The sequence below is a fragment of the Nonlabens dokdonensis DSW-6 genome (assembly GCF_000332115.1).
Taxonomy (GTDB): Bacteria; Bacteroidota; Bacteroidia; order Flavobacteriales; family Flavobacteriaceae; genus Nonlabens; species Nonlabens dokdonensis.
Genome location: NC_020156.1, coordinates 3,356,208 through 3,373,738, shown reverse-complemented (window position 1 = coordinate 3,373,738; position 17,531 = coordinate 3,356,208). Strand labels below are relative to the sequence as shown.

15 protein-coding genes and 1 pseudogene are annotated in these 17,531 nt (G+C 36.0%); 13 read left to right on the top strand and 3 right to left on the bottom strand.

Annotation, left to right across the window (positions count from 1 at the left end; all coding sequences use genetic code 11):
• Nucleotides 1-31: 31 nt before the first annotated feature.
• Nucleotides 32-2,395: a DUF2309 domain-containing protein gene (locus DDD_RS14820; protein ID WP_015363755.1), complete on the bottom strand. Its 2,364-nt coding sequence runs from the start codon at nt 2,393-2,395 to the stop codon at nt 32-34.
• The gene (locus tag DDD_RS14815) at nt 2,395-3,879 is read right to left on the bottom strand and encodes a proton-conducting transporter transmembrane domain-containing protein (protein WP_015363754.1); all 1,485 of its coding nucleotides are present in this window, start codon (nt 3,877-3,879) and stop codon (nt 2,395-2,397) included. Before DDD_RS14815 ends, DDD_RS14820 begins: the two co-directional genes overlap by 1 nt.
• A gap of 362 nt (nt 3,880-4,241) precedes the next feature.
• Between DDD_RS14815 and DDD_RS14810 the strand changes: the two genes are divergently transcribed.
• The 8 genes from DDD_RS14810 to DDD_RS14775 all read left to right on the top strand — a co-directional run bounded on the left by DDD_RS14810 (nt 4,242) and on the right by DDD_RS14775 (nt 11,711).
• On the top strand, nt 4,242-5,618 hold the full coding sequence (locus DDD_RS14810; protein ID WP_015363752.1) for a hypothetical protein: 1,377 nt from the start codon (nt 4,242-4,244) through the stop codon (nt 5,616-5,618).
• Between the two features lie 21 nt (nt 5,619-5,639).
• The gene (locus tag DDD_RS14805) at nt 5,640-6,116 is read left to right on the top strand and encodes a hypothetical protein (protein WP_015363751.1); all 477 of its coding nucleotides are present in this window, start codon (nt 5,640-5,642) and stop codon (nt 6,114-6,116) included.
• Nucleotides 6,117-6,120: 4 nt separating this feature from the next.
• Nucleotides 6,121-8,124 (top strand): GMC family oxidoreductase, encoded by a 2,004-nt coding sequence (locus DDD_RS14800; protein WP_015363750.1) that lies wholly within the window; start codon nt 6,121-6,123, stop codon nt 8,122-8,124.
• A 498-nt stretch (nt 8,125-8,622) separates the two neighbouring features.
• Nucleotides 8,623-9,054, top strand: a complete 432-nt coding sequence (locus DDD_RS14795; protein ID WP_015363748.1) for a hypothetical protein — start codon at nt 8,623-8,625, stop codon at nt 9,052-9,054.
• 41 nt (nt 9,055-9,095) lie between these two features.
• Complete coding sequence (locus DDD_RS14790; RefSeq protein WP_015363747.1) at nt 9,096-9,626, top strand: hypothetical protein; 531 nt, start codon at nt 9,096-9,098, stop codon at nt 9,624-9,626.
• 375 nt (nt 9,627-10,001) lie between these two features.
• The gene (locus tag DDD_RS14785; RefSeq protein ID WP_015363746.1) at nt 10,002-10,433 is read left to right on the top strand and encodes a hypothetical protein; all 432 of its coding nucleotides are present in this window, start codon (nt 10,002-10,004) and stop codon (nt 10,431-10,433) included.
• A 46-nt stretch (nt 10,434-10,479) separates the two neighbouring features.
• Nucleotides 10,480-10,644 (top strand): hypothetical protein, encoded by a 165-nt coding sequence (locus DDD_RS18060; protein ID WP_158441690.1) that lies wholly within the window; start codon nt 10,480-10,482, stop codon nt 10,642-10,644.
• 233 nt (nt 10,645-10,877) lie between these two features.
• On the top strand, nt 10,878-11,711 hold the full coding sequence (locus tag DDD_RS14775; protein ID WP_015363744.1) for a hypothetical protein: 834 nt from the start codon (nt 10,878-10,880) through the stop codon (nt 11,709-11,711).
• A gap of 54 nt (nt 11,712-11,765) precedes the next feature.
• Here DDD_RS14775 and DDD_RS18420 read toward each other — a convergent pair.
• Nucleotides 11,766-11,873, bottom strand: a pseudogene (locus DDD_RS18420) (IS110 family transposase); the annotation flags it as partial.
• Nucleotides 11,874-11,995: 122 nt separating this feature from the next.
• Here DDD_RS18420 and DDD_RS14770 point away from each other — a divergent pair.
• From DDD_RS14770 to DDD_RS14750, 5 genes are all read left to right on the top strand, one after another.
• Nucleotides 11,996-12,886 (top strand): toll/interleukin-1 receptor domain-containing protein, encoded by an 891-nt coding sequence (locus DDD_RS14770; protein ID WP_015363743.1) that lies wholly within the window; start codon nt 11,996-11,998, stop codon nt 12,884-12,886.
• A gap of 272 nt (nt 12,887-13,158) precedes the next feature.
• Nucleotides 13,159-13,848 (top strand): hypothetical protein, encoded by a 690-nt coding sequence (locus DDD_RS17385; RefSeq protein ID WP_015363742.1) that lies wholly within the window; start codon nt 13,159-13,161, stop codon nt 13,846-13,848.
• A 173-nt stretch (nt 13,849-14,021) separates the two neighbouring features.
• Nucleotides 14,022-14,492 carry a hypothetical protein gene (locus DDD_RS14760; RefSeq protein WP_015363741.1) on the top strand — a complete coding sequence of 157 codons (471 nt, stop codon included), beginning with the start codon at nt 14,022-14,024 and terminating at the stop codon, nt 14,490-14,492.
• A 66-nt stretch (nt 14,493-14,558) separates the two neighbouring features.
• Nucleotides 14,559-15,230, top strand: a complete 672-nt coding sequence (locus DDD_RS14755) for a haloacid dehalogenase type II (RefSeq protein ID WP_015363740.1) — start codon at nt 14,559-14,561, stop codon at nt 15,228-15,230.
• A gap of 375 nt (nt 15,231-15,605) precedes the next feature.
• Nucleotides 15,606-17,531: a LodA/GoxA family CTQ-dependent oxidase gene (locus DDD_RS14750; protein ID WP_015363739.1), complete on the top strand. Its 1,926-nt coding sequence runs from the start codon at nt 15,606-15,608 to the stop codon at nt 17,529-17,531.

Genomic DNA, 17,531 nt, shown 5'->3' with positions numbered 1-17,531 from the left:
CTCTTTACTATATGTAATAAAATTATCTCAATTAAACCGCCACAACCATTTCTGAATCAGGTGTTTTTGAGGACAATACAGCGTCTTGTTTTTGAGACGATAGCGACCATTGCATTCCTTTTTCATAGGTTTTAATGCTGTTATCATCTGTTGGGTCCATAACCATTAGATAAATCCACTCATTATCTAATAAGGTTTGTAAATGCGCATTGCGTGATAAGATATCAATAACTTTTGGCAGTGGTGCATTTATTAATACCGATAATCGCAGCGGCTGATGGTACAATTTTGAATCTGTTTCACTCACCGATTGTAAAGGCAATCCCATTTTTAGGTCGCCGCCATTTCCTTGCAATACTCCATAACGACCAGTTACGTTTTGAGTGATTTTAGTTCCGCCTCCGAAGGTTTTATTATCAACCGTACTGAAATAATAATGATTGTTGATCCATTGCGTTACTACCATTGGTCCTTGCATGATTCCTTCTAACGCCGCACCAGTGATATCTTGTTGCCAATCATAAGAATGTAAAAAACACCTGCTGTGTAAATTTTCATTTTTAGTCAAGGATCTTGGCGCTACTATAAATCCAGCATTTTTTGCCAATCCCCATTCTGGTCTTGTTTCACTCCAATTATTGGCTTTTTTTTCTGCCAATCCGACAGAGTCCTTTACTCCTAGTCTATTCTTTGCTGCGGTTTGTTGGGCTTTTTTTAAGCTCTCTTTCAAATCGGCCAACGGAGCTTTATGACTAGCAGGTACTTCTATATCAAACAGTTCAATTTCATCTGTTGTTGTATTATGCTCTGCTCCTACAAAAACGGTTTCTTTAGGTATAACTATTTGATGTTGAGCAGCTAACTCTGCTCTTACTTCTTTTAAATTAGCCAGTTTTGCGAGCATTCTTGCATTATGTCTTCCGGGACTTGCAGCACAAGCACCACAATCGAGACTAGAACCAAATGGGTTGTTTGCTGTATGACTTCCGTGACCAGCAAAAACTACTAATGGCGCAAATTTCTTCCAACCAGTCAAATCAAAAGCTCCTTTTACAATGGCAACTTTATCTGCTAACGGGATTCCGTCAGAAGAAGCCGATTCTCCAGTGCAATTGATTTGTGGCGAAGTTATATTCTCAAACGAGGTATCTTTTTTGTTCTTTCTGCGGTATAAACTTCCTGATTTCAAAGTACGTCCTAGTAATGAAAAACCATAGAAAAAGCCTGCTCCTTCTACAAATCCAAAAGTAGATGGCAACATGTTCTTCATTCTCTTCAAGAAGTAATTCCTGAACTTAGCCAAATCATTTTTCTTTTCAAAAGCGGCCATTTCGGTATCTTTTCCAGCCATGGCGCTTTCCGTTACCTCGTAGGCAGAACCTACAATTGGTGGACAAGATTTTCTAGTTATATTATCTTCTAAGTTAGTGTAATCCATGGCAATACCAAAGAAACCGGCATAGCCATAAGTCTCATAGTTTCCTTGAGCTTCTACATGCCTTCTTATCAATTCAGATCTCGTATCAATACAAAAAACGAGTTGAGCGTCTGGTACATCAGTAGATGCTAATGCATTACTATTTTGAGAAGCGACCGAGATCATATAATTCTGCCAGCTGCGTTCCCATGCTTTTAACCAAATATACTTTAAAGAAGTATCAGCAATTTCGTCGGTTGGCTTAGCGTCATTTAAAAAATTGATTTTCATGCTCTTGGCAATAGTCAATCGTACTGCGAGATACTGTACAAGATCTATAGGGTATTGCAATTGCCATCCAGAAGCGGCTTCAGTTCTATAATTAATGTATCCAGTCCATCCTGGTAATGCAGCAAGATGTTGGGTACATAATTCTTGCCACTGCTCTTTAGGGTAATCGTTGAGCAATTGAGTCAAGGCTTCTTCACCGTTCTCAGGAAGTGGGCTTTTCTTATCTATTTTTAAAGACCTATCGTATTTAGCGAGTTTTCGCCATGACTTATAAAAACCTTCTTCTTTGCCTGGCATGGACCACTCTGCCAGTCCTTCATCCATAAAAGCAGCCAGCCATTTAGCCATGATTAGGTCTAACTCACGATCTGTAGTGCGTTCTTCTACTCTATCTTGACTCATTTGATCGAGATAAAAATGAGGAGATTCATTCCAGCCATTTTCCTTGAGCAAATTATTGAGAACATTATTATCTATTTCTCCATTATCAAATGCTGTCTTAAATACTGTCGCATCAGGAAAGACTTTGGCATTTAAGTAATGCTTAGCGCTTGCAACGGCATCTCTAAAATGAGACGACTCATATCCAGTAAGCGGATTAGATGTTACAAAAGAATACAAAGGCCAGGTTTTACCTATCACCTTTGCCGCTTGTTCTACAGCTTTTGATATTTCAATTGGTAGCATTAGGATTTTGATTTATAGGTTAAAATGGTCTTTTTATAAGGTTGTGAATCATTCAGGAGTTTCACATACAGCCATGGTATTTTCCTGTAATAACCCAATTTCATGATAAAGAAACCTAACAAAAACACGATTCCAAATATTATTTGAACAGCGCTTAACGGTAAAGCTTGTGCTACGTATGGCATATCACTCATTATAGCTGTTACTGCGTTATACATCAAGCCGTATGCACCTATTCCTAATAGAAATAATACAGCTGGAATTATGATTTTTTGTCCGGTAGAAAGACTTTTCTCTTTCACTATATTATAAGTCACTTGACCTACGGTAATAGCCACGATAAGTGTTAAAAAAATACCGCTGTCTAGCGCCGTACCTTTTCCTGTGATAAATGAGAAGAAAATTGCCGCAATAGTTCCAAAAATCAGTACAGCTACAGCTTGCAAAGGTTTGATGAGAATTCGCTTTGATTCTTGAGGTGCGGAATGTTTTATTTCTTCTCCAGAAGATAGAAATAAATAAGCCTTATAAAAACCATGAAGAATCAAATGTACCACTGCTGCATTATAGAATCCTAGACCACACTGCATGATCATAAAACCCATTTGTGCGATAGTTGAACAAGCTAATTTATGTTTTACATTCACTTGAATCAGCTTAGTAAATTGAGCCATGATTGCCGTAAGACCGCCTATAATCAAAAGAACTTCATGTGTTTCAGATACAAAAATAAGTGAGGCAAACAAGGCGAGTAAAATTCCAGAACCGTTTACAAATCCAGCATGCATCAAAGCAGATGCCGGCGTAGGCGACGTCATGGCAGATAACAACCATTTGTGAAAAGGATAAATCGCAGATTGTATGATTGCAGCAATGATGATACAAATAGCAGCAATAAGAACGATATGATAAGGAAGATTGTCTAATTGCGTTATCATCTCCTTTAAGAAGTAATTATCTAATTGGAATGCTAGCAAGCCTAATCCAGCGGCTAGAAAAAAGGTTCCTGCTAGAAAATACTTTAGAGTGAATTTTGCTGCTTCTCTCGCTTCAGCCCATTCTCTATCGACTCCTATTAATCGAGACATTAAAAACCCTATCAAAAGCCAGCTCAATATGATTAATGCGACATGGTTAGACATTACAAATAGCATTAAGGCTAATGTAAATCCAAAACTTAACAATTTAAATCGGCTGGCGTACCTGAAGCCAATTAAATAATTCTTAGAATAACTGCTTATCAAAGCGCTAAAAAACGTCACCGTTGCCCATATAAGAACAGTAAAACCATTGATAATAAGTAGATTGTTGTAATTCCATTCTGGGATATCTGGAAAAAAGAAAACCAGCACACCTATATTAATCAGGCAAGAAAGCCATAGAACGACATTAAATATTTTGGAGAGCTGTTGCGAACTATTTGCTGGGCTGTTGGCCTGTGATGCTACCGAGGCATCCGTGAGCAAATTGTTATGTGAAGTCATAAGTAAATTTTAGGGCATCAATTCATTTGACGTTGCAAATATTAGAATATTAATAGATTAATTTTAATTTATATTTTATATATTATCTATAAGTATAATTTATAGTTAGACCATCTCTACAAACAATTATAAACTCTCAAAGTCACATTTTCAATCCCTCAAATCTTTACCTTTTATTGGGTAGATGGTTTTTAATTCCGCTTTCGCGAAAGCGAGAACAAATCAAATTATCAGCTCGATTTCATCATTATTCTTTAACATTTATGGGTATAATTACCCAAATATCAACAGGTTACTGAACAAAAGTACTTTATTTAACATAACTTTTTCTAATTTAGAACCACCAACCAAAATTCTCTATCATGAAAAAAACAATTGAGTATGTCGTATTAGTTGGAATACTAATATTGATTTCATCCTGTAAACAGGTTAATGAAAAAGACCCAAACAAAGACGATGTAGAAAGTAGCGAAGCAGTAGCAGAAACTACGGAACTTGTTGCTCTAGCAAATGACTCCTTAAGTTCCACCGTTCCATTAGAAATTACGGTTTCTACACAGCCACCAACATTAGAATCTTTACAACATGATTTTGATGTGTTCTCATGGGAATCCTTTATAGCTTTAAACTGGCCAGCAAATGAAGACGGAACTCCTAATACCAATATGGTCATAGGCCAAGATCAAAATGCACTTACCGTATGGCAATCCTGGAAAAGTAGTCGGGACATTTTTCTAAAAAACGGCGCACAACCCAAAGGATGGAATGAAGATGTCCCGCCACCAGTAGTTTGCGACCATTTAAATGGTAGCGATTTTAGCAAAGCGCAAATTTCGTTGACTCAAGTAGGAAAGACACCTAATGTTCTAGATGAAAGTGGAGAACCTTTCCAAACCGGACCACTCATTGATCAAAACGGTCAGTATACGCGATATGAGATTTTTACTAATCAATCGATGTTTGATTACATCGTGGACAACAAACTATATAACAAAAAAGGGCAAGCGATTTATAATAAAGATGCCGATTTTCCTTCAAGCAGTACCAGTAACGATAAAGTCGGTGCAATTATGGTGAAGTCAGCATGGGTAAAAATGGGTGGAAAATATGATTCCAGTAAATTCCATACGACCATGGCGCTGGTGTATAACAATCCAGAAGAACAAAGCGGTGTAAAACCTGCCTGCGAGCTAGTTGAAGTAGGATTAGTAGGTTTCCATATCGCTCATAAAACAGAAGATGAGCCGCAATGGGTTTGGTCTACTTTTGAACACAAAGACAATGTACCAACTCAAAATGAAACTGCCGATAAGGATTTCTACAATTTTTATGACGCAAATAGCGACATGGAAGTTAATGAGCCGCCAGCAAGACCTTGGAATCCAGCGATTCCCTACACTACTCCATCACAAATAGAACGTGTGATTCCTATTACAGATGATGCAAAAGCGTTGAATGATAAGTATCATGCACTTTTAGAAAATGCCGTTCCAGGTTCTGTATGGGCAAATTATGATCTGATAAGTACACAATGGCCTACAGATGCAACAAGTGTAAGCGATCCTACAGGAAAACCTGCTCCTAGCTTTTTAGCCAATACCACACTAGAAACCTATATTCAAGGAACGGTAGAACAAACTTCCAGCAGTTGTATCGCATGTCATAATAATGCAAGCATGACTTCTGGTAGATTTTCTGATTTCACCTACCTGCTTCAACGTGCGCAGACTAAAAAATAATAACCATCCAAATCTCATCTCATGAATACAATGCAACAATTCACAGGCTTAAGTGCGGTGCTTACGGGCTTTGATAGTTCCATCATAGCACCAACTATAGACCAAATCAATGTAAAAGAAGAATATCTCGCCGCATGGACAGAAAAAACTGGGACAGCGCTTGCCACTTCTATCTTAGATAAATACGCTACTCTCGCTTCAGATAGTAATAACTCATCTCAAATGATAGGAGAACAAATGCTCGCTGCAACAAACGGTGCCGACTTTGTTCTTGCCTGTAGAAAACTTATTTTCTTATGGTATTCAGGCGCATGGCCTACGCTTTCGGCAGATGGTACATCAACCAGCAGCGTTTTACTTTCTACTAAAAGTTATAACGCAGGTCTGGTGTGGCAAGTCATGCAATCTCATCCTATGGGAAGTTCCAATTACAGATACGGTTACTGGTCAGAAGCACCAGCGCCGTTAAATCAATATTTAGGTAAATCAAACAGTTAATATCATGGCACAAGAAAAAAATTACGACGTTGTTATTGTAGGCTCTGGTATTGCTGGCGCCATTATCGCATATAACTTAGGAAAGCAAGGTAAAAAAGTACTAATTCTAGAAGCAGGACCCAAAGTACCAGCAGACAGAAGCAATTACATGAAAACCTTCTTTAAAGCAAACGCAAAAACTCCAGAATCTCCTTATCCACCAAGTACGCAAGACCCAAATTCCTCAACTGCAGATAATCCTCTTGGATTACCAGATCCTGGGAAGGAAAACACACCGCGCTACACGGTTTTACAAATCGATTCTTGGCGCAAGCCCAAGCAGTGTTACTTTGATTATCAAGATCAGCCTGGTGTGTTATCGCCAGATAGTCCAGATGCCAACTTTGCATTTGCAAGTTCTTACGAGCGCATCGGTGGTGGGACGACCTGGCACTGGTTAGGAACAAGTTTGCGTTTTATACCTAATGATTTTGTGATGAAATCTAAATACGGCGTTGGTGTCGACTGGCCTGGCGGAAAAGCCTTCTATGATAAACTTGTTCCGTATTATGAAAAAGCAACCGATGAAATAGGCGTCGCTGGTAGTAAACAACAATTAGATAAATTGTACAGCGGTTTTGACGGACAGCAAACTTTTGGAGCCGACTATGATTATCCTATGCCGGCAATAGATGAATCTTTAGTAGATAATGATTTTACTACTCACGTAAAAAATATGACTATAGATAATACAGAAATCTACACTACTCCTACTCCACAAGGAAGAAATTCCAGACCAGGAGAAAGACGTCAGTGTGCAGGAAATACCAACTGTATTCCTATTTGCCCGATTCAGGCAAAATACGATGCGACGGTAACACTAGCTAGAGCTTTACAAACTGGCAATGTAGATGTGTTATATCAACATGTGGCAAGTAATATTCAGGTAGATGTTGATACCGACCAGATAAGCGGTATCGATTACATTACTTATGATACGCAAACTGGCGACTCCACAGGAAATGGTACCGTAACAGCAACAAAATATGTTATCGCAGCGCATGCGATTGAAACGCCTAAGTTGCTCCTGATGTCTAAAAATAATGTCAATTTCCCTAATGGAGTGGCTAACAGCAGCGACCAAGTAGGAAGAAATTTAATGGATCATATCATGTACTTGTCTTGGGCGTTGGCAAAAAATCCAGTCTATCCATTCAGAGGACCGCTTTCTACGTCTGGAATAGAAACCTTAAGAGATGGCGCATTCCGTGCAGATCGATCTGCTTATAGGATTGAAATAGGAAACGAAGGCTGGCAATGGGCAGCAAACGATCCTTTTACCACGCTAGCCGACTTTGTTTTCGGTCAGAACAACTCGCAAACTAATGCCGCTGGAACTGGCCCACAAGGCAAGAGTCTTAAATTCAATCCCGATTTACCAGATAATGCGCAGCTTTTTGGCGATGCACTGACCCAAAATTTAAACGGTATTTTCACCAGACAAATTCGCTTAGGTTATTTAATAGAACAATTGCCTAATCCTAAAAACCGCGTAGAACTTTCTGATACGCTCACAGATAATTTAGGATTGCCTAGACCTAAAGTTACGTACAAAATAGAAGAAGATTATGTGCGGAATGCATTTACATCGGCAAAGGAAGTTTCTACTCAAATCTATGATGCTTTAGGCGCCACAGAATATACCAAACCTGCCGATAAGCCAGTTTTTAACGTCACAGATACTGATAAGGAGCTTACCTCTACAAATTTCCAGTACAAAGGCGAGAACTATAAGTTTTATGGCGCTGGTCACATCGTAGGAACCTATCGCATGGGAACCACTAAAGAAAACTCTGTGGTCAATGAGCGCCAGCAAACTTGGGATCACAGCAATTTGTATCTCGTAGGAAGCGGTATTTTCCCTACCATTACTACAGCAAATCCTACCTTAACCATCGCAGCACTTGCCATCAATGCTGCCGATAATATTCTGGAAGATTTGAATAAGACAGACAGCTCCATCACTTAAGTCTCGCATTTCCCAGAGATTTGAACCATCCTATCTTTTTTAAGTAGGGTGGTTTTTTGTTTTGATATCGCTTTCGCGAAAGAAGATACCCAACAGATCTAATTGATAAAATTATTATTTGTAAAACATAATCTACTATTTAGATTGCGCAGAAAACTAAAAGAAAACAAACTCACCTCCTATTTCTTTAAACCACTAACAGTTTTTACCCAAAAGCATTTGACGGTAATTACCCAATTTTCAATAAGTTGTAAGAAAAAAGGCGGCTAAATAGGTTTCATGAATTACATTTATAAGGTTTAAAGTGAATAATCCTTGTATTCTCCAATAAAATAAGCTCGATTACGGTTTCCCGTAAGGAACTTTGAGAATAGGGTTTTAATTTGGACGAGAATATAAAATAGTAAAGAAAATAGGCGCTTATCCTGTAATAAGTAGTGGATCAAGTGCTTAATTGAGAAGATATAACGAGTTGCCCATAATTTAAAACAAACATCGATGAATACAAATAATTATAATTTAGAACTAATTGAAGATCTAGTAAGAACACAATACGGAGATTATGGAGGATATATTCAAATAGACGGTCATAGTGGAGCTGACCTGTTTAAGTTGTGCAACGACCACGGAATTGATATGGACAAATATTTTCTAATTGGACTAAGCGCAGGTGAACATACTACAACTGGAATTGGAAAAAGGGAGAAACTATCATTTATGGCGTTAGTTATAGAAACTGCTGAATATGGAAGTTCATTTGACGAAATTCAAAAAAATATTGAATTGAATAATGGTGTAGCAAAAGCTAAGAAAGTTCATTTTAATGTAAATTATTCTGACCTTGGAAAATATATAAAACGTTTCGATTTTATGGTTGCCACAAAATTAACCAAGCATATATCGGAAATTGAAATATTAGAAGATGAATAATTAAACTACATTAAAGATTAACCAAAATCATTTAAACACTTATGAAACTTAAAAACTTTACGTCTGAACTTGTTACAGCTTGGCGGAAACGAGAACAAGGTTTATATGGTATGGCTGGAGTGGTCGAAAATAAAGAAATCGGAATTAAAGGGGAAAAATATGTTTTAACGAAACTGCGAAAAGATTACCCAGAATATGAATTCTGTTTAACTGATTATAGTTGGACACCAGCAGATATTATAGGTTTTAAAAAAGATAGTCAAATGTGGCATTTTGCTTTGTTTCAAGTAAAAACTTCCAAATTTCGAGACCAATTAAGCTCTGAAATTATAGAAAAGCAAACTTTACCGATTTTAGCAAAGATTTTAAAGCAAGTTTTTATTAAAAGTGACGAAACCAAATATTACAAAAACAGAGAAGTTTATATAACTATTGGCTATGTAGGAGTATATCATTCCAATGGACGAAATAATCTTGTACTTAAAAAACCCTACGGAAATGACTTCTCTTTAAATCAATTATCTCTAAACTCTACTGAGAAAACAAAAATGAAAAATAATATTCACAGATAATTGCAATCAATAAAGATCGAATAAAAACTGTGGGGAACAACTTATATAACTCATAACTATTTAATTGATTAATTTAAAGTTAAGACATATTTGGAAAGTCGCCATATTTTTAAATTTGACAATTTCCCAAAAATAAAATAAATAGTAAAATTTAAAAATTCGGCTTGTGTTCATCCGAAAAGAAACCGCCTATTTTCAGCGCTATTTTTCATATACGAGACGTCAGACTGTCTCAAAACCCCAGTTTTTTGAGTCAAGTATTCGGACAGGTATCTTTGAAAAAATTAAAATACGGCATTCTCAGAGATCCAAAATGAGTTTTGAGACAGACTGCCGTTGTGTGTAATTTAAGCAACTGAATTAAAAACAAGCTAAATGGGAATATTTGGAAATCTATTTGGAAGTAAAAAACTGAAAACTACTGACTCTGATTTTGGAGAAATAGAGAGCTTTAGCACGAGAGGAAATGATGTTGGTTGGCAAGTGAATAAAAGGTTTCTTAATTGCAATATTGAAATTTTAATCGCAGGAAATAAAGATGGAATATCTGAAAACCAAAAGCGGATTTTACTCAATGCGCTGAATAACGAAACGGAAATAAAATCTGAATCAGAAAAAGCACTTAAAGAACCGTTTGAAAATGCAGAAATTGAATTTGTGTCGATTGAAGAGCATTTTGAACTGAAAGGAATATCAGTAGGTGATGAAGGATTTGAAATGGCGTTTCAAGAAAAAGAAGGGCAAAACAACTTTTTCAATGTTCATTTTGAGAATAATAAACAAGTTGGTGTTTCAATAGATGGGTAATTTGGACGTAAAACACTATTTAGGAATTTATAAAATTCGAATGCAAATGCAGGACGAAGGAATTACCAATCCTTCTGACGAAATAAAATTATTAACTAAAACAATTGTGGAGAAATTATCTAAATTACCTCTTACCGAAAAAATTGAATTGGAGAATGGAAAAATCACCGATTCAAAAGGAAAAGTAATTGTCGTTTTTCCAAGAAATTGAACGAATAAAAACTATACACAACAATGGCTATAAGTAATTGCTTGTTCTCTCCTACTTTGGAAATTACTGCGGAATTTCCAACTTGGTGTGTACTTGCAAAGTTAAGTGCTAACCCACGCAACTACTCATAGCCGAGACCGTTAGCCAAACACAAAAAACTACACTCAAAATAATCCTTTATAAGAGATACAGTAGCGTTTAGATAAATTCAAATAATTTTTAATATAAAAAACATGAAAAAAGTAAATCTTTACAATGTACATTCTGGAGAGTTGAAAACTCTTAATTTACCGAGCTCAATAGAAAAATTTTACACGGATGATATGTCTAGAATACTTCAAGACAATGGGTATGATGAATTTAATAATAAACTTATCATAACTGAAAAGCCTCTTGTAAATTGGTTACAGAAAGAAGATTTAAATGAAATACCTCAAACTACTGAAGAGTCAAACATTCCCACTCCACCAATACCAAAACCAACTAGCCCAAACGATTTACCGCCAACTGAATCAAATAAACTAATTGTATCATCTAATCCAATTAGTAACTTGAATATAAACCTAAATGGTAAAGCTTTTGTACCTAGCAGTAAATTTCCTACTCGACCTTCATTTCCTACCAATATTCACCTTCAGTTCAGTACGTATTGGAAACAAGTTGGAACAGCAGTTATAGTTGGAGAGCAAGTTTATATAAAAGAAATATCTTATACAAATGGGATGTCAACTACTAAATCAGAGACTTTAAGTGCAGAAGTTGGAGTTGCTTATGGAGCACTTTCTGCAAAAATAACCGCTACTGTTGGTCATTCAGTGACAATATCTAATGAGACCACGATCACTGATACGTATAATATTAACGTATCAAAAGGAACAACTACGGTTTATGTACTTTGGCAATTGGTCGAAGAATACCTATTTGTAGATTCAAATGGTCAGCCTATAAATTGGTCTGGGAATATATTTCCTGGAGGACTGATAGGGTTACCTGTCACATTTCCGAATGAACCAAAACTAAATCAAAGTAATACAGTCTATTCTGATCGAACAGACTTCAAGTCATAAATAAGATACATTTACTAAAAAAAGTACTGTGATAAAAAACAAGTAAAACTTGCTTTATTCTATCACTAGAGTACTTCTGTAAAAATCATCGTAAATAAGTCCTGATTTTGCAATGGCAAAGGCTTGTTTTAAGAACTTATTAGAAACAGCAATAAGGACTATCTAATCATTATAAACTTACAAACTTACCTTCTTAAAAGCCATGCACTTCACTTTTCTAACGTATATTTAAAATAAAATTAGGCAGTTTTAAGACGAACTACAGTTAGGGCAAATTAAAAAATATGAAGAAATTAAATATATATATTGATAATTACGGTGGTGATAGTAATGACAAAGATTTTGCTACAAAATTAAAAGAACGATTTCTTAGTGTTTTCAAAGAAGAGGTTTTAATTAAAACTTATTCAGATCTAGAAGGTAGTATACAACATTGGGAAAAAAAAACTGTTGAAGCAATTGCTAAAGCTGATATTGTAATTCCAATTATTTCACCCATCTATTTAGAATATGTTCCGCCATCTGTTGAAAATGCGCTTGATGAAATTATTGATAGTAAGAAAAGGTACTTGTTTCCCATCTATCTTGAGCAATCCGAGTTTGGATCTTTTAATTGGATTATTAAAAGTAAATTAATTCCATCTGAAATTATACCGATATCTGATTATTCTAAAGCTGATTCTGACAAAGTCATCATCAATCTTATGAAGACAATTAAGAATATTATTCTAAATCTAAATACTACACCTAAAAAAGAGAACGTAAATCAAGAACAACAAACTAATAAAAAAGACAAAATTTTATTTATCTCTCATGATCACGATGATTCGGATTTTGCAGAACTTTTAAAGTTAAGATTAGAAAAAAAGGGATTAGCTGGGTGGATTGACAGCGAGCGTTTAAAAATCGGCCAGGATTGGAGAGAGGAAATTGATCAAGGTATTGAAAATTCAATAGCAGTAATAGCGGTAATGACACCTGAGGCAAGAAAATCTGAGTATGTAACTTATGAATGGGCATTTGCTTGGGGTAAAGGGAAAAAAATATTTCCTATTCTATTAAAGCAAACACCACTTCACCCAAGGCTTGAGTCATTACAATACTTAGATTTCACAAATAAAGCGGCTAGACCTTGGGCTGAGTTAATAACATCAATTGAAAATTTGATTAAATAAAAAACTTGCTCTAACAAAGCTCTGTGGTATAATACAAGTAAAACCTGCTTTATTTTATCACTAGAGTACTTTTGTAAGAATCATAATAAATGAGTCCTGATTTTGCTATGGCAAAGGCTTGTTTTAAGAGCTTGTTACAGACAGTAATTAAGGTTTAATCAAATCTACCTGCAAAAGATATCACTTGTATTTAAGTGTGATCTATTTACTAACTTTAATGGTTGTATACTCAATTATTCTAAACTAGAAAATTACGAACTTTTAAAACTAATATGAGCAGGTTATTATTATTCATTCTTTCAATTATCATGGTTTCATGTGCATCGAAAAAAGCGGCTGTAAATCCTGAAGTTTCTACATTATTCCATCCTAGCTTGAAAGAAATCAGTAACGCAGAACTTGGGATATCTCTTGTAACAAAAGAACAAGGTTTAAGTTATGATGCAATAGAAATTACAAAAGAATTCAAGGTTGAGCAAAATAATAATCTTAAGGTTATTGAAGCAGGTCAAATTTTTATAAATAACTATACCACAGAAAAATATGATTTGTACAGCATTGATTCTGACTCAACACACGTCATAGCAATACCTAAAATCGAGGGAAATCCAATGATTAGTACTTCTAATGATACTGATGGAATCTACTCAACCGGTTTTAGTCAGTTTGGAATGAATTTTACAATTCCTGTTGAGAAAATAGAATACACTAAAAGAAAAGTAATTGTAAAGAATAAGGATTACTTTAAACAAGAATTCATTTACAATGGCCGAGTCGGTGATGCTCTTAAATTTGCTTATCGAGAATATATAAATGATTACGCAAGACCTGCATTTACTCAAGATTTACGTTATGATTTATCCGAGACAAAAATTATAGGATTTCGAGGCTTACGAATCGAAGTTCTAAACGCCACAAATACAGAAATTCAATATAAAGTTATAAATTATTTTGAAAAGTAAAAATGATAATACAAAAACTTACAAAAACGAAAGCTGAGAAGTAGTTATCAAACTAATAACTACAAATAGTTCTAATCCCACCACTCACCTCCTATTTTCTATAGAGCTTATTAAATAACTATCTTTCACGAAAGCGAAACCAAACCAACCCAAATAATTAAAAATTAAAACCTATGAAAAATTTAATCCTAACCTCCGTTTTTGCCTTAGTTGGCATGCTTTCTTTTGCTCAAAACTATAGTGATATCGAGCAGCCTGAACTGGACTCCAAAGAAAGCTACAAAGAAGCAGAGCCGCAAGTATTGTTACTTACTAATTACCTGTTTAATAATCCTGCAGACCATGAAGAGGTTAATAGATTGAGAGCCGTGCAGTATATTATGAAATGGATGACAGGAACTCCAGATTATACGTTTGAGCTAGGAGATAATGCAATGTCACTATCTAAAGGAAATTCTGACTTATTAGGTTTATACATGGCCGCGATGTCTAAAGTCGTGATAGAAAACACAGACGGAGCATTAACTAGTGATGAGATTTACAATCGCTCTGAGCAATTACTAGTTGATTACTGTGCAAATTCTGATAATAACATGAAACCTTCTAGGAAAATCAAGAAATTGATGAAGAAATCAAAGAAGTAATTTACCGCATAGAATCTTTAGAAAAGGAACAAGCTGTAATACTTTTATGACAGAAATCATTTTCCCATGAAAAAAGCCGTCTTCTTTGATATGAATGAAACGCTGTTGAACCTAAGTCTTCTAGAGAAGCAGTTTAATAAGCATTTTGAGGATAAGTATGTCCTTAAGTATTGGTTTACAAAGTTGTTGCACAGTTCTACGGTGATGGGAATTATGGGAGCTTATAGAGATTTTGGCGAGCTGGCTGCTGTTGCTTTAGAACAGCTGTTTTATGAAAATGATTTGGCTTTGAGTCAAGAAACTAAAAACGAAATTTTAGGAGCTTTTAAAAAATTGCCCGCCTACAATGATGTTCGACCAGCGTTGCAGTTGCTAAGAGCAAATGACATACGTGTGATAGCGATTTCTAATTCATCTCTGGATATGATTAAGGAACAACTTTCTAATGCAGAAATTATCGCGCTTTTTGATTCTTATTATTCTGTAGATGATGTTAGTAAATACAAGCCTTTTGAAGACATTTACCTTAAGGTTGCGCAGCAAGAAGATCTAAAAAGAGAAGAAATCGTTATGGTGGCGACGCACGATTGGGATTTATTTGGAGCCAAAAAAGCCGGTCTCAGTACCGCTTACATCAGCAGAAAGAAAGAAAAATACCATCCGTTATACACTCCAGCAGACTTCACCGATTCCAATATGACTGATTTGATGCAGCAAATTTTTGATTTGAAAAGATAGTCTTTCTTTTATAAAATTCTGTTTGCCTTGTTTTCCAGAATTGGTAACCAGCACCTCACTCCTATTACTTTGATAAGTTATTAGGATCTCGCTTTCGCGAAAGCGGAACTTCTATTAAAAATAGCACACTTAACAAATGATGTCCTTATAAAACTATCATAGCAGAATTTGAGATTATTTTAAGTTTTCTATAGCAGAAAACACCCAATGCTTTTGGTTATAAATACCCAAATTTCAATAAGTTGCAGTAAATAAGGAGGTCAACAAGCTTTCTTTTTATACTTTTAAATGGACTTTTTTATTTGATTGCAAAGATTCAGAAAATAATAAGTCTTAAAATTCAATAAACTACTAACAACCTCAAAACAACTAGTCATGGAAACCTCAAGAATTGATAGTATAGCGATATATCCACCTATAGGCATCGCCCGAATAGGAAACGCTCCAGAATACTTTTTAGCCTCTGAAATACCTGGCGTAGAACCATCACCAGCAAATGGTTATAAGGATCAAGAAGGACGTATTAAAAAACAAGCGGTAAAATTTAGAGTGTACGCGTTTGATAAAGAAGGAAAAGCATTAGGAGAAATTACCAGCAGTCACGCAACATTGAATTGGCATGTTCATGTAGCTAACGTAAAAGCAGCATGGTATGAGTTTAATAATGCGCTGGACCTTCCACAAGCAGGAATTCCCTCTGCTTATAGAAATAGCTCCGTAAAAGACAGATCGCAGTTGGCCATCAAACCATCACCTATCGAGATTAGCGGTGAAAATGTACAAGATCCTTCTAATACTTTTGACGACGGCGAATTTTTTGGAACAAAAGTGAACCTTGGAAGTGTAGAAACAGACGCGCAGGGAAGAATTATTTTTATTCCAGGTTCTGGAGATGCGGCGTCTCATGATAATGAACCACCAACTACTTTTGCTAATAATGAAGGCTGGCATGATGATACTTGTGATGGCATCATACGTGTCACCGTAGAAATAGATGGAAAAACAATAGAAGCAACGCCTGCCATGGTTGCAGTGACGCCTCCTAACTTTGGACCTGGACTTTTTGGAGTGGTTACCATGAATGATGTGGTGCAAGATCTGTTTATAAGAGAAATGCACTATCCAGATCCAGCCACTAATGGAGTGGTGTTTTACGAGCACATCTATCCTATTTTAGAACGAATGACCAACACGCAGTGGGTAAACGAAGGTTTTTCTATGCTCTTCGGTCATAATTCTCCATCAAATTTTACCGATCCTGCCTTTTTAAAACTTTTAGAAGATCCAAGTGCGGCGACAAAAGACGTGAGAGAAAAAGTATTTGAATGGTTTAGAGACCCTAGTTCTAAGAAATATGAACCACAACAAATTGCGCCTTTTTACGGAGATGGGTTTGGAGAATATCAAGGACTAGCAATTGTAGACTTACCGATTACAAAAACACAATACAATCGACTAGAAAAATGGTCCAAAGGCGATTTTACTACTGGATCTTTGACAAATAAAAAAGCATTTGAAGAGCTTGATCTAGAAGAACAGTTAGATGCCTTAAATCAAGCACCACTGGAAGAATGTTTAGGAGGTCCTTTTCATCCAGGAATAGAACTCACTTGGCCCATGCGTGTTAAATCTATGTGGAAAACGCCCTACCGACTGAATGTCGTTGATAAAGGAGAACCTACAAAGTTGAAATTTGGTCCATTACTTTCACCTCAAATTGCACTTAGTGAAAACGGTCCTTTGTCAGTAAGCGGCCCAGGATCGTTAACAAGATGGCTAGGCGTACCATGGCAAACCGATGAAGCTAGTTGCTTATCTGGCTATAATCCTGCTACTTACCTACCTATTCCTTCCTTTTGGGCAGCACGAGTTCCTAATCAAGTGTTGAGTGAGGATGGATTTGTACGACTTAACGATGCTCATGTCAACATAGGACAGCGACTTAAACATTTTGATTACCGTCAAGACTGGTTAAGAGATTTAGGAACACAATACTTAAGTAAGATTAATAATATGGTACATAAATGGCACAATCTAGGAATAGTTGCTAAACACGAAGAACATATAGAAGGCAGCGATGGATTGTTACCAAAAGTGGCATGGGTCGAGTCTGGAAGACCATTACCAGTAAGTGATCCTAGTTTTGATCAAGTACTTTATGCTGAAGAAACCATCTTACAAGTGACTAAAAAAGATGATGAGCAAGAAAAACTAATGGCTAAATCCGCTAGAAAATCCAGCGCCACTAAATTAGAAAGAACAGCTACCGACCATAAAACTTATGGGCGTGACGAGATGTAA